Source organism: Nocardia sp. NPDC088792 (genome assembly GCF_044750615.1).
Taxonomy (GTDB): domain Bacteria; phylum Actinomycetota; class Actinomycetes; order Mycobacteriales; family Mycobacteriaceae; genus Nocardia.
In genome coordinates this window covers 99,277-111,971 of sequence record NZ_JBIVKC010000001.1, presented here as the reverse complement: position 1 = coordinate 111,971, position 12,695 = coordinate 99,277, and the positions used below count along the sequence as shown (strand labels likewise).

Annotated in this window: 13 protein-coding genes and 1 pseudogene; 9 read left to right on the top strand and 5 right to left on the bottom strand. The window is 68.5% G+C overall.

The features are described 5' to 3' along the window. Positions 1 to 36 precede the first annotated feature (36 nt). The 5 genes from ACIP5Y_RS00475 to ACIP5Y_RS00455 all read left to right on the top strand — a co-directional run bounded on the left by ACIP5Y_RS00475 (position 37) and on the right by ACIP5Y_RS00455 (position 5,321). On the top strand, positions 37 to 1,365 hold the full coding sequence (locus ACIP5Y_RS00475) for an MFS transporter (RefSeq protein ID WP_400346306.1): 1,329 nt from the start codon (positions 37 to 39) through the stop codon (positions 1,363 to 1,365). 12 nt (positions 1,366 to 1,377) lie between these two features. Continuing rightward, positions 1,378 to 2,787, top strand: coding sequence for an acyl-CoA synthetase (locus tag ACIP5Y_RS00470; protein WP_400346304.1), 1,410 nt, complete (start codon positions 1,378 to 1,380; stop codon positions 2,785 to 2,787). Positions 2,788 to 2,815: 28 nt separating this feature from the next. Continuing rightward, positions 2,816 to 3,223 carry a hypothetical protein gene (locus ACIP5Y_RS00465; protein WP_400346302.1) on the top strand — a complete coding sequence of 136 codons (408 nt, stop codon included), beginning with the start codon at positions 2,816 to 2,818 and terminating at the stop codon, positions 3,221 to 3,223. A gap of 365 nt (positions 3,224 to 3,588) precedes the next feature. Then, a complete protein-coding gene (locus ACIP5Y_RS00460; RefSeq protein ID WP_400346300.1) occupies positions 3,589 to 4,455 on the top strand; it encodes a GNAT family N-acetyltransferase in 867 nt (288 codons plus the stop codon). A 62-nt stretch (positions 4,456 to 4,517) separates the two neighbouring features. After that, on the top strand, positions 4,518 to 5,321 hold the full coding sequence (locus ACIP5Y_RS00455; RefSeq protein ID WP_400346299.1) for a HEAT repeat domain-containing protein: 804 nt from the start codon (positions 4,518 to 4,520) through the stop codon (positions 5,319 to 5,321). A gap of 52 nt (positions 5,322 to 5,373) precedes the next feature. On the opposite strand, the gene ACIP5Y_RS00450 is transcribed toward ACIP5Y_RS00455, so the two are convergent. Further along, the gene (locus ACIP5Y_RS00450) at positions 5,374 to 5,991 is read right to left on the bottom strand and encodes a TetR/AcrR family transcriptional regulator (RefSeq protein WP_400346297.1); all 618 of its coding nucleotides are present in this window, start codon (positions 5,989 to 5,991) and stop codon (positions 5,374 to 5,376) included. 121 nt (positions 5,992 to 6,112) lie between these two features. On the opposite strand from ACIP5Y_RS00450, the gene ACIP5Y_RS00445 reads away from it, so the two are divergent. Next, positions 6,113 to 7,249 (top strand): lipase family protein, encoded by a 1,137-nt coding sequence (locus tag ACIP5Y_RS00445; RefSeq protein WP_400346295.1) that lies wholly within the window; start codon positions 6,113 to 6,115, stop codon positions 7,247 to 7,249. A gap of 6 nt (positions 7,250 to 7,255) precedes the next feature. Here ACIP5Y_RS00445 and ACIP5Y_RS00440 read toward each other — a convergent pair whose 3' ends face one another. From ACIP5Y_RS00440 to ACIP5Y_RS00430, 3 genes are read right to left on the bottom strand one after another with little or no spacing between them, the layout of a single operon-like run. Beyond that, entirely contained in the window at positions 7,256 to 8,143 is an 888-nt protein-coding gene (locus tag ACIP5Y_RS00440) for a LysR family transcriptional regulator (protein WP_400346293.1), read from the bottom strand. Between the two features lie 8 nt (positions 8,144 to 8,151). Then, positions 8,152 to 8,889 (bottom strand): NADPH-dependent F420 reductase, encoded by a 738-nt coding sequence (locus ACIP5Y_RS00435; protein ID WP_400349017.1) that lies wholly within the window; start codon positions 8,887 to 8,889, stop codon positions 8,152 to 8,154. After that, positions 8,837 to 8,986, bottom strand: coding sequence for a hypothetical protein (locus tag ACIP5Y_RS00430; protein ID WP_400346290.1), 150 nt, complete (start codon positions 8,984 to 8,986; stop codon positions 8,837 to 8,839). Before ACIP5Y_RS00430 ends, ACIP5Y_RS00435 begins: the two co-directional genes overlap by 53 nt. Positions 8,987 to 9,080: 94 nt before the next feature. Between ACIP5Y_RS00430 and ACIP5Y_RS00425 the strand changes: the two genes are divergently transcribed. From ACIP5Y_RS00425 to ACIP5Y_RS00415, 3 genes and pseudogenes are all read left to right on the top strand, one after another. After that, on the top strand, positions 9,081 to 10,082 hold the full coding sequence (locus ACIP5Y_RS00425) for an AraC family transcriptional regulator ligand-binding domain-containing protein (protein WP_400346287.1): 1,002 nt from the start codon (positions 9,081 to 9,083) through the stop codon (positions 10,080 to 10,082). Between the two features lie 174 nt (positions 10,083 to 10,256). Beyond that, positions 10,257 to 10,988 (top strand): annotated as a pseudogene (locus ACIP5Y_RS00420) (serine hydrolase domain-containing protein); the annotation flags it as partial. A 79-nt stretch (positions 10,989 to 11,067) separates the two neighbouring features. Beyond that, positions 11,068 to 11,475, top strand: a complete 408-nt coding sequence (locus ACIP5Y_RS00415) for a serine hydrolase (RefSeq protein WP_400346284.1) — start codon at positions 11,068 to 11,070, stop codon at positions 11,473 to 11,475. On the opposite strand, the gene trpS is transcribed toward ACIP5Y_RS00415, so the two are convergent. Then, entirely contained in the window at positions 11,472 to 12,512 is a 1,041-nt protein-coding gene (trpS, locus tag ACIP5Y_RS00410) for a tryptophan--tRNA ligase (RefSeq protein WP_400346282.1), read from the bottom strand. The genes ACIP5Y_RS00415 and trpS overlap by 4 nt on opposite strands. Positions 12,513 to 12,695 lie beyond the last annotated feature (183 nt).

The following is a 12,695-nucleotide window of genomic DNA, read 5'->3' as shown; positions in this document are numbered from 1 at the left end:
GTCGGTCCACAATATGGACCAAGGGAGATGGTGACCGTGACCGCATTCAATGAACCCGTCGCACCCGGCGGACACCACGACCCCGCACCCCCGGATCCCGAACCCCCGATGACCCCGGCGCAGCGCAATGCCTTCCTGGGTTCCTTCGGCGGCTGGGCGGTCGACGGCTTCACCCTGGCCACCTTCGGCCTGGTCCTCGCACCGACCCTGACCGATCTGCTGCCCCGCACCGGCGTCGAGCCGACGACCGCGAACGTGGGCTTCTACGGCCAGCTCGGCGGCGCGGTCTTCCTGCTCGGCTGGGGCTGTTCCTTCCTCTGGGGCCCGATCGCCGACCGCTTCGGCCGCAAGCCCGCCATGATCGGCAGCATCCTGCTGTTCTCGCTCTTCACCGCCCTGGCCGGCTTGTCGACGAACGTCTGGCAGTGGATGGCCTTCCGATTCCTGTGCGCGGTCGGCATCGGCGGCGAATGGGCCATGGCCGGCACCGTGGTCGCCGAGGCGGTTCCCGAGCGGCTGCGCGTGAAACTCGGCGGAATCCTGCACTCCGCCAACTACATCGGCCAGCTCGCCACCGCCGTGATCTATCTGGCGTTCGGTCAGCTGCTGGGCTGGCGCGGCCTGTTCCTGCTCGGGCTGGTGCCGGCGCTGATGGTGCTGTTCATCCGGCGCAATACCGAGGAACCCGCCCGGTGGCAGGCGAAATCCGCGCAGCGCCAACGGCAGTCACTGTTCGCGCCGATGCGCGCGATCCTGTCCGGTGAATACCGGCGCCGCACCATCGGGAATCTGCTGCTGCTGGTGGTTTGTGTGATCGGGCTGTGGGCGACGGCGACCTATGTGCCGACCGCGGTCACCGATATGGCCAAACGCGCGGGCTGGGAACCCTCGTCGGTCACCATGCTGGCCGGCGCCTCGGCCGCGCTGTCGGCGATCTTCACCATTATCGGCTGCCTGTGCACGCCGCGACTGGTCGACCGGCTCGGCCGGAAGGGCGCGCTGGCACTGCTTTTCGTGCTGATGATGGTCGGGATCATCGGCCTGTACGCCATCGCCTATCCGCTGGGCAGTATCACGCTGGTCTTCGCCGTACTGCCGATACTCGGGTTCGGCGGCGCGAATTTCGCGGTCTTCACCATCTGGCTGCCCGAGCAATATCCAACGAGTATCCGCGCCACCGCTTTCGCCTTCACCACCACGATTTCCCGCTGGTTCGCGGCCGCGGGCACCTTCGTGCTCGGCTTCGCCATTCATGCCGCGGGGTCACTGTCACTTCCGCTGGCGGCTACCGCCCTGGCCTTCGTGCTGGGCCTGCTGCTGCTTCCCCTGGTACCCGAAACCCGCGATTCCGTCCTGCCGGACTGAAGGAGTTCCATTATGACCGCCCATATCCCGTTGCTGACCGCCTTGTCGGCGCCGGACCGCATCGATCATCCGGCCGTGGTGACGATCGGCGAGGACAGCATCTCCCGCGCCGATCTCTACAGCGCCGCAATGGCTTTCGCCGAGCGCGTCACCGGCGCCGGCCGCGTCGCGATCATCACCACCGCCACCGTCGACACCGTCATCGCGATGACCGGCTGCCTGTTCGCCGGTGTCACGGTGGTGCCGGTGCCCCCGGATGCGGGTCACGCGGAACGTGAGCACATCCTCACCGACTCGGCCGCCCGATACTGGGTCGGCACCGGGCCGGACGAGCATCCGCTGCCCGTCATCCCGGTCGATCGCCGCGCCCGCGCCAGTTCCTCCGCACCGGCCGAGCCGCCGGAGACCGCGACCGCGCTGATCATGTACACCTCGGGCACCACCGGCGCCCCGAAGGGTGTGCTGCTGTCCCGCAAGGCGATTGCCGCCTGCATCGACGCCTTGGCCGAGGCATGGGAGTGGAATGCCGAGGACACGCTCGTGCACGGCCTGCCGCTCTTTCACGTGCACGGCCTGGTCCTGGGCGTGCTCGGGGCCTTGCGGCTGGGTTCCCCGCTGATCCACACCGTGCGGCCGAAGCCGGAATCCTATGCCGCGGCGGGCGGTTCACTGTATTTCGGTGTCCCCACCGTCTGGTCGCGCGTCTGCGAGCAGCCCGACGCGGCGCGCGCCTTGCGTTCGGCGCGGCTGCTCGTCTCCGGTAGCGCGCCCCTACCGGTCCCGGTCTTCGATCGCCTCACCGCCCTGACCGGTATCCGGCCGATCGAGCGATACGGCATGAGCGAAACCCTCATCACCGTCAGCACCCGTTTCCGCGGCGAGCGGCGTCCCGGCTGGGTGGGGCTGCCGTTGTCGGGAGTCCGCACCAGAGTCCGCGACGAGAACGGCAATGACGTCCCCCGCGACGGTGTCAGCCTGGGGCAGTTGCAGATCAGCGGTCCCACCCTTTTCGACGGCTACCTCGGGCAACCGGAGAAGACCGCGGAATCCATGACCGCCGACGGCTGGTTCCGCACCGGGGATATCGTCGCCGTCGAGTCCACCGGATTCCATCGGATCGCCGGGCGGGAATCGGTCGACATGATCAAATCGGGTGGTTATCGCATCGGTGCGGGCGAGATCGAACATGCCCTGCTGGCGCATCCCGGAGTCGCGGAGGCCGCTGTCGTCGGAATCGCCGATCCCGATCTGGGGCAGCGTATCGTCGCCTATGTGGTCGGCGATATCGATGATCCCGAACAACTCTCGGCCTTCGTGACCGATCATCTCGCCTTTCACAAGCGCCCTCGCCAGATCCACTTCGTAGATGCGTTGCCGCGCAACGCGATGGGCAAGGTGCAGAAGAAGCTGCTGACCGGATAGCGCCGACCGTTCGGAAGGGGAATTCGCCATGCACGACGACGAGATACGGGCCGCGCTGCAACGCCACTGGGCGGCCTCGGACGCCGGTGAATTCGAGACCGAACACGAAATCTACCGAGCCGACGCGGTTCTCGAATACCCGCAGTCCGGCGAACGCATCCGCGGCCGCAAGCACATTCAGGCGTCGCGGACCGCGCAGCCCAACGCGAAACGCTTCACCGTGCGCCGCATCCTCGGCGCCGGCGGCCTGTGGGTCAGCGAACTCGTCCTCACCTACGACGAGCAACCGTATTACGTCGTCAGTGTCATGGAATTCGAAGGCGTGGAAGTGGTCCGGGAGACGCAGTACTTCGGCGACCCCTTCCCACCGGGTCCGTCTCGCGCCCAATGGGTCGAACCGATGGGCGATGACGAGGAGCAGGAGGCGGAATCATGACCACCCGGGTCGCCTTGGTGACCGGATCCAGCAGCGGAATCGGCGCGGCGAACCACCTCCGTCCCTGAACGGCACACTGCCGAACCGGTGTTCGCCGAACACCATGGCCCGCTCTCGGTATCGATGAACTCCGCCGGCATATGACCACCGAGGCCCGTACTCGAGTGCTGTGCTCGCTCACCGAAGACGTCACCGAAGGTGTCACCGCCACCCTGCAACGCCGCCCACCCACCTTCACCAACCATTGACGCTCGGGCCCGGATCGACCGCCCGGTCGGTGTGGCAAATGCCCGGCTGCGGCGTGTGAGAAGTTCGTGCGCGGCGATGAGCAACGCCGCCAATCTCAAACGCTAGTGTTTACGGACATGGGTGAGGTTGGGACGCCCGGGTCTGCGCCGGGGCCGGAGCGCGCACACGAGCTGCTGGAGCGGCGGCAGCAAGCCTTGTGCAAATACTTGGACGCCAGCGCCGACATCGCGTCCACGCGAATTCGCGCCAACCTCACCGGCTGGAAGCGCTGGCTCCACCACCTGCCCGGCGCACCGGTCGCCACCGCCTTGAATCGGCGCGATGCGCTGCAACGGGATCTGGCCGTGCACGGGGTCGGCGCCGACGATCATCGATGGGGTGTGCTGTCGGGGGCCTACGTGCGCAGCCTCGGGACCGCGGTATGCCTGGAAGTGACCCTGGCCGAGCTGATCGAGCGCTACGAGCCCGCCGCCCCGCACTGGGTGCGGCAGTTGCGAGTGGTCGATGCCGCCGTCGAGCGCGTGCGGCCCCTGGCCGCCACCGGTGATCGCGCCGTGGTGGTCGAGCTCACCGAACAGGTGCTCGCGGTCACTCGTGCCGCACCCGATGACGCTGCCCGCCAACAACTTTCGGATCACCTCCCAGGGGTGCTGCGACCCATCCCCGCCGATATCGAAGCCCTGCGCAGGAGTACGCCACTGGTCGAGGTGGACTTCGAAATCTACGCCGACACCGTCAAGCTCGACGGCATCACCGTCAATCCCGAGCTGCGCGGTGCGGGCCTGGGCACCGCCACCTTGCAACACCTGTGCCGTGCGGCCGACGCCCAGCACCTGCACATCGTCGGCCAGCTCGTGCCGACCTTCCGCGACGACGATTCCGCGGTGCCCATGCTCGCCGAGTGGTGCCGCAAGCACGGTTTCACCGTCAATGAGCGGCTCGGCGGCCGGATTGCCCGCACGCCGTCCAGCGTGCAGAAATAGGTCATGGGCCCACCCGAAACGTGGCCGGGGGGACGGGATTCATCGACGGGTACCGTTGGGCGGTGAATCCAGCTGATGTGCGACGCCTCAAAGACGGTGATCTCGAGACCCGCAAGGAAGATCTGCGCCTCCTGCTCGAGCGGGCTGCCGACGGCGACACATCCGCCAAGGACGCGTTGTGCGCACTCGTGCGCGACTATCCCGGCTATCACCGGTCGCTCTACTGCCTGGCGTTGAACCACGCTGCGGTCTTCGGCGACGACACGCTGCGGGCACCGCTGCTCGCCGCACTGGCCGACACTCGGTACAACTGCCAGGCGTGGGCGGCGATGGGCTGCGCTGAGCTGGGTTTCCACGACGCGGTACCCGGTTTGGTCGCGATGCTGGACCACCCACAGGAGATGGCCCGAGAACAAGCGGTGATCGCTCTGGGCGCCCTCGGCGACGAATCGGTCGTCCCGGCACTCACGCCCGTGCTGCGGGACCCGATCGCGGGAATGCGCGAACGGGCCGCCGAGTCCCTCGGCATGATCGGCGGCGAGCAAGCCCTGGCCGCACTATGGGACGAATTCGAGAATCGCCGGTACTACCGCATCGGCTATATCGCCAGCGCGCTGTCCACCTTCACACCGGACATCATCCCGAGGTTGTGTGAGGCGGCCGGCAGCGATGACCCGGACCAGCGCTACTGGGCGGCCGTCGCGCTCGGTTCGACCGGCGACGATCGGGCCGTACCGACCCTGGAACGGCTGCAGGCCCACGACCGGGGCTCGACAGTCTTCGACGGCATGGTGGGCGTCGCCGCGAAGAAGGGCCTCCGCACGCTACGGCGAATCCAAGCCGCCATCGCAGCCCGCGAATCCTGAAGGTGCGAGCACGATTAGCCGGAAGCCGGTCGGCCGGTCTCCGTGTGACCGGTCAGATGTCGATGCCGTGCTGTAGTGCGGCGACCGCGCCGTCGAGGATGTCGTAGAGGCCGGTCAGTGAGTGATCGTCACTCTCCGCCCAGTGGTCGAGTCCGACGCCGAAAGCCGAGAAACAGGTTGCCGCAGCGAGTTTCGGTGTCAGGTCGTTGTCGGGCAGTCCGGCGCGGCGGGCGAAATTGCGCGCCAGGGCCTCGCGCCGGCCGACCGCGCCGATGAAATTCTCGCTGCGCAGTTCGGGATTGGTGATGAGGACGAGCCGGGCGCGGCGGACCGCATCGGCCTGCTGGTAGCGCTCCTTCAACCCCTCGGTACCGAGTAGGAAGTCGCGGAGTGCCGCGCGCAGTGCGGTGAAGACGGGTTCACCGGCGGGGCGCTGGTCGAGGGCGGTGAGCAGGAGGCTCATGACGTCCTCCTCGTGCGCGAAGACCACCGCGGTCTTGGATGGGAAGTGCCGGTGGAAGGTGCGGCGGGAGACCTGCGCGGTGTCGGCGATCTGCTGCACGGTGGTGTGCTCGAAGCCTTGACGGTCGAACAGGCGTAGTGCGGCGTCGATCAATTCCCGGCGTACTCGCGACTTTTCGCGTTCGCGCAATCCGGCGGTCTCGGTCATGCCTCCCCTTCGTAGCTCAGGTCACATGATTTGCTGTCTCAAAGTGACACTTTCCAGGATAGTCTGTCCAAAGTGTCTCAATGTGACACCAATGTGCACATGCTGTACGAGAGGACCCCCGATGACTCGACGCACGGTGATGACCCTGGTCTCGGCCGCACTCCTGGCGACCGGACCGCTGGCCGGAACCGCGCTCGCCGACCCGCCCGCCACGACCGCCGGCGCCCCCGGCACGGTGGTGCGCGATGAGGCGCTGCCGCAGCAGCTCTGGATCGACGGCACGGGCTCGGCCCGCCGGCTCACCTACTGGACCCTCGACTCCTCGGGGCAGCCCGCCCTGTCCACCGGCGCGATCTTCATTCCGGCCGGCACCCCGCCGCCCGGCGGCTGGCCGGTCCTCTCCTGGGAGCACGGCACCGTCGGCGTCGGCGACGACTGCGCACCCTCGACCGCGGGCCGCGCCGACCGCGATATGGGCTTCCTCGCCACCTGGATGAAGCAGGGCTACGCCATCGTGGCCACCGACTACATCGGGCTCGGCACCCCGGGCATGCACGCCTACCTGGACGGCCGCGCCGAGGCGCACGCCGCCATCGACATGGTGCGTGCGGCGCGGTCGGTGGAGGATTCGCTTGCGGCCAAGTGGGTGGCCATCGGCCAGTCGCAGGGCGGCGGCGCAACGGTTTTCACCGCTTCGCTCGCCACCGGCTATGCGCCCGAACTGGATTACCGCGGCGCGGTCGCCACCGGCCCGGCCTCCAATATCGTCGATGCCGCGCAGTTCGTGGGCCCGCAGCTGCCGCCGATCCCGTCCTCGCACATCACCGCGTACGCCACCTACGTGATGAACGGCCTGAAGGCCGCCCGCCCCGACTTCGACCTGGACAGCTACCTGACCCCGCTGGGCAAGCAGCTCGTCACCGAGGCGCAGACCCTGTGCTTCACCCCGCTGGCCGCGGCCGCCAACGGAATCACCTTGAACCAGTTGTTCTCCCGCCCACTATCCGAGGGCGACTTCGTGGCCACCGCCCGGCCGGTCATGGACGTGCCGCTGACCGGCTACGACCGCCCGCTGTTCATCGGCCAGGGCACCAACGACACCGACGTGCCCGCCCCGCTCACCGCGAAGCTGGTCGCCGACCTGGTGGCCAATGGCAATCACCCCGAGGTGCACGTCTACCCGGGCAAGGACCACAGCGGCGCCATGCTGGCCTCGCTGGCCGACAGCGTCCCGTTCGTGGCGCGCCTGTTCGCCTAGTCGCGGTCAGTGTCCGCCGGCCGGGCTGCCGGGTAGCGCCGTCCGGGCGATTTCCGCGAAGGCTCGTACCTTCGCGGACCGGCAGTCCTTGTGCCACAACAGCATCGCGTCCGCGGGCGGCATACCGCGCAGCGGGATGTAGATCACCCGCGGGTGCGCGAAGTGTGCCGCCATCGCGGTAGAGGTCAGGTAGGCCGTCCCGCCCTGTGCCACGGTGCTGAGCATCTCGGACTCGGTGCGGACGTCGGTGGCGAACCGGAGCACGGGGACATCGGCGAGATCCGCCGGGGTCAGCTCCGCCCGCGCCGCCAGCGGATGGTCGCGGGCAATGGCGGCTACCCGCCGGTACCGGCCCACGATCGGGCCGGCGACGAGATCGTCGGGCAACTCCGGATCGTCCGGCAGCATCGGCCGCTGCGACACCTGCATATCCAATTCGCCCCGCCGCAGCGCCCCGAACAGGTCGGTCCACGGCAGTTGCACCATGGTGACCGCGAATTCGGTTCGCCTGCTGCGGGATTCGCCGATCGCCGCATCCAGGGAGCTGGCGAACGGCCCGAGGAATCCGATCCGCAAACCCTGTGCGCTGGCCCGCGCGCTGACCACCGCCCGGTCGATGCGCTGCACCGCGGGCGTGATGTCGCGCAACAGCTCGTCCCCGAGCGGGGTGAGCCGTACGCGACGGCTGGTGCGCCGGAACAGTTCTCCGCCGATATGCCGTTCCATCTCCCGGATCAGCTGACTGACCCGCGGCTGGGACAGCGATAGTCGCTCGGCGGTCCGGCCGAAGTGCAATTCCTCCGACAGCGTCAGGAAGACGCGCAAGGCGCCGAAATCGATCGGCGCGTCCTGCCGGATTCCTGCCTTGTCCTCACTCGAACGGATCTGGTGCACAACGATTTTCAGTGGTATGCCGGGGTCGGTGGGATGGGCAGGCCCGCGCGCACGGCGGCGACCACGGCCTCTGCCGCGGCGCGGCGGTACTCCTCGCCGTACACCGCACCCGGGCGGCGCGGCGATTCCATGACCGCACAGTCGGCGAGGCCACCCAGATCGATGGGCTCGTAGCCGAGGCTGCTCACGAAGGCCGCCACCACCGCCTTGGCCGCGGCGTCGTCACCGCTGATCCACTGCACCACACGCTGTTCCGGCGGCCGCGTCGCGACCTGCGCCTGGAAGCCGGCGGTCAGGGTGTTGAACGATTTGGTGTAGCGGGCCCCCGGCATGCGCGCGGCATTGAACGCCGCCGCGGTCTGCCCGGCGACCGGTCCCGGCCCGCTGCCGTACCGGTTGGTGGTGTCGACGAGAAGATGGCCGTCGAGCGGCCCCGCCTCCGCCAGGGCGGTGCCGATGGTGCTCCACGGCACCGCCAGCACGGTCAGCTCCGCCAGTGTCACCGCATCCCGCGGCGTCCCGGCCGCGGCCTGCTCGCCGAGCTCGGAAGCGAAGGTGCGCAGCGTTTCCGGCTTCCGGGAGAAGCTCACGATCACCTCGTGCCCGGCGCGCACGGCCTGGCGCGCGACATTGCCGCCGATGTGCCCGGCGCCGATGATGCCGATTTTCATGATGGTCCTCCTTGTTCGCGTCTCACCGGTAGCCGTAGTGCACGCCGAGCGGAGGGAATCCGCTGTCGGCGTAATCGGTGAGATCGGTGGACATTGGCGTGGGCGCGCCGATCTTGTCCGGCGCCGCGACGGCCGCGCGCAGCCCGTTGATGTGGTTCTTTCCTCCTGTCACCGTTACAGACTCGCGGATGGAGGCCCGGGCGGGGAGGCCTGTTCGCGTCACGCAGGGGACAGAACATGTCATTCTGCGTCTCTACGATGGAGAAGTGACCCAGCTCGATCCCGCCTACAGCGCCGTACTGGCGCGCTGCGTGATCCACACCGCGGGGGAGGGGGTGGACGTCCGGCAGCTACTGCGCGATGCCGCGGCGCCGGAAGCCCTGCTCAGCAGCGCGCACGGCATGGTGACCACGCCCACCTACCTGCGGTTGTGGGAGCGAGCCGAATTCGCGCAGGAGGCGCCGGAGGTGGGGTTGCGCATCGCCGAGACCTACCGCATCGGCAGGTTCGGGATCTTCGACTATCTGTTCACCACTGCGGCCACGGTCGCGGATGGTCTGGCGGCGGTGCGCAACAGCGGTTCTCCCATGGCCACCAACCACCGCTATCGCCCCGGCACCGACGCGCGCGAGGATGAACGCACCACCGTGCTGGAAATGGCCGAGGCCGAGGGGCGCGGGGCGGATCTCACCGTGCAGGCGGCCTACGCCAGCACCCTGGCGCGCATCCGCCACGCTACCGGGCAGCCGGTCACACCCACCCGAATCACGCTGCGGCAGCCGCCGCCCCGGCGGAGCGGCGCCTTCTACGACGCGTTCGGCACCGACCGGGTCGAGTTCCGCGCCCCCGCCGACAGTTTCACCCTGCGGGTGGCCGATCTGGCGCTCCCGCTGCGCACCGCGGATCCGGTGCTCGCGGATATCGTTCGCGCCCATGCGGATTCGCTGCCCACGCCATTCCTGGACCGGCCACGCTGGGTGGAGCAGGTGCACACCGCACTCCTGGAAGCGCTCACCACCGGTGAAGCGTCGCTGGCCACGGTGGCCCGCCGCCTGACCGTCAGTCCCCGCACCCTGCAGCGTCGCCTGGCCGAATCCGGCACCACCTGGCGGCAGGAACTCGACCTGGCCCGCCGCACCCTGGCCGACCGGACCCCCACCGCCACGAAATCCGCACTGGCGCACCGTCTCGGCTACTCCGATGCCCGTGCCCTGCGCCGCGCCGCCCGCCGCTGGAACTCCACCGACACCGACTCACTGGCCTCCTGATCCGCGGCATCGGCGGCTGGGGACCCGGTCGAGACTCGACGGCCGAACGGCGAATGAGGCCGCGTGTGGGTGTAGTGGTGCGCCCGCATTATTGGGGGCTCGGAGGTTTGCCGGAGACGGGAATACCGGCAGATCGAGGAGGTTGGTACCTGCTGCCGAGAGTGAGGAGCAGGTGTGGTGAACGGGTTTTCGGTGGAGCGGCTGAAGCGGTGGAGCGGGCGGCTCGAACAGGTCGTCGAGCGTGACGAGGTGGCCGGGGCGGTGGCCGCGATCTATCGGCACGGTGAGCTCGTGCAGCTGGATACCGTGGGGTGGCGGGACCGCGAGGCGCGGCTGCCGATGGCGCAGGACAGCATCTTCCGGATCGCGTCCATGACCAAGCCCATCACCGCGGTGGCAGCGCTCACGCTGGTCGAGGAGGGCGCGCTGCGGCTCTTCGATCCGGTGGACGAATGGCTGCCGGAATTGGCCGACCGCAAGGTGCTGCGGGATCCGCTCGGCTCACCCGACGACGTGGTCCCGGCCGCGCGGGCCATCACCCTCGAGGATCTGCTCACCTACCGGCTGGGTCTGGGCTGGGGCCGTTCCAGCCTGGCGCCGCAGCTGTTCTCGCTGACCGCCGATCCGATCGCGTCCGCGCTGCAGGTGCCGAATGCGGAGCGGCTCGGGCCCGACGACTGGATGCGGCGCATCGGTGAACTACCGCTGATCGCGCAGCCCGGCACACTGTGGCGCTACCACACGGCCTCCGACATTCTCGGGGTGCTGATCAGCCGGGTCACCGGGCAATCGCTGGGCGCCGCACTGCGCGAACGGGTACTGGAGCCGCTCGGCATGCGGGACACGGGATTCGTTGTGCCCGAGGCAGATCGGGATCGGCTGACCGTGTTGTACGGCCGCGCACCCGAATACGCGGTAATCGATCATCCGAGCAGCACCCCGCTGGGCCGGGGAGCCGCTGTTCGCCTCCGGCGGAGCGGGATTGGTGTCCACCGTCGCGGACTATTCGCGCTTCGCCCGCATGCTCGGGAACCAGGGAACGCTGGACGGGGTGCGCATTCTGTCGCGTCCCACCGTGCAGGCCCTGTCGACCGACTACCTGACGCCCGAACAGCACGTCACCCCGTTCAATCCGCCACTCGGCCAGACGATCTGGGATGACGCCGGTTTCGGCTACGGCGTGCAGGTCCGCACCCGCCGTACCGGGATCGGCCCGGGCGCCGGTACGCTGTCGTGGCCCGGCGGTCTGGGTACCTCCTGGTTCGCTGATCCGCGGGAGGATCTGGTGGGTCTGCTGTTCGTGCAATCGCAGAACATCATCATCGCCGCCGAATGGCAGCATCCGCTCGGCGACGACTTCTTCACCCTCACCTACCAGGCCATCGACGACTAGTACACCGTGCCCATGGCCACTCGCACCTCGTCGAGGGTGGCCTCGGCGATCTCATTGGCCCGTCGATTGCCCTCGCGCAGTACCGATTTCACGATATCGGGATTCGCGGCCAGCTCGGTCCGGCGGGCGCGGTGCCGGGCGAAGAATTCGTTGACCGCATCGGTCGCGAGCTTCTTCAGCCCCGCGCCGCCGCCGTCGCCGATCTGCTCGGCCAGGGTGGTCTCGTCCGAGCCCAGGCACAGGGCCGCGGTGGTGAGCAGGGCCGAGACACCCGGCCGCGCATCGGGATCGAAGGTGATGCGCCGTTCGGAGTCGGTGGCCGTGCGCTTGATGATCGCGGCGGTCTCGTCGGCGGTCATGCGCAGTTGGATGGCATTGCCGTAGCTCTTGGACATCTTGCGTCCGTCCAGCCCGGGCACGTGCGGCGTCGCCGTCAGCAGGGCCTGCGGTTCCGGGAAGACCGGAGCGTAGAGCTCGTTGAATCGCCGTGCGATGACCCGGGTCTGCTCGAGGTGCGGCAGCTGATCCTTGCCGACCGGCACCAGATTGCCCTTGCAGAACAGGATGTCGGCGGCCTGATGCACCGGATAGGTGAGCAGCAGCCCGCTCAGTGCCCGTCCGGAGGCGGCTTCCTCGGTCTTGACGGTCGGATTGCGGTGCAGTTCGGCCTCGGTCACCAGGCTCAGGAACGGCAGCATGAGCTGGTTCAGCGCGGGCACCGCGGAATGGGTGAAGATGGTCGCGCGGCTCGGATCTATGCCCGCGGCAAGGTAATCCAGGACGGCGTTGTACACATTCTCGCGCACCGGCCCGATGCCGTCACGGTCGGTGATGACCTGGTAGTCGGCGAGGATGACGAACAGGCCCACACCGAGGCGCTGCAACCGCACCCGCTCGCTGATGGTGCCGAAGTAGTGGCCCAGATGCAGTGCGCCGGTGGGCCGTTCACCGGTGAGGACACGGAATTTCTCGGGATGCGCGGTGATGGCGGCATGCAGTTCGTCACTGCGCTCGCGGGTGGCTGAGAAGGAATCCATCGGAACAGCTCCTGATCTTGGACGAGGAGGGCTGTACGAAAACCGTTACCGCTCGGGGTGATTTCACGGGCCGCGTACAGCCCGTGAACATGGGTCAAACGGGCCGCTGCTGCAGCCGCCACCATGTCCGGGGAAGGGAAGTCACCCGCCCACGGTAGCAGTGGCCGCGGGCCGGGTGTCAAC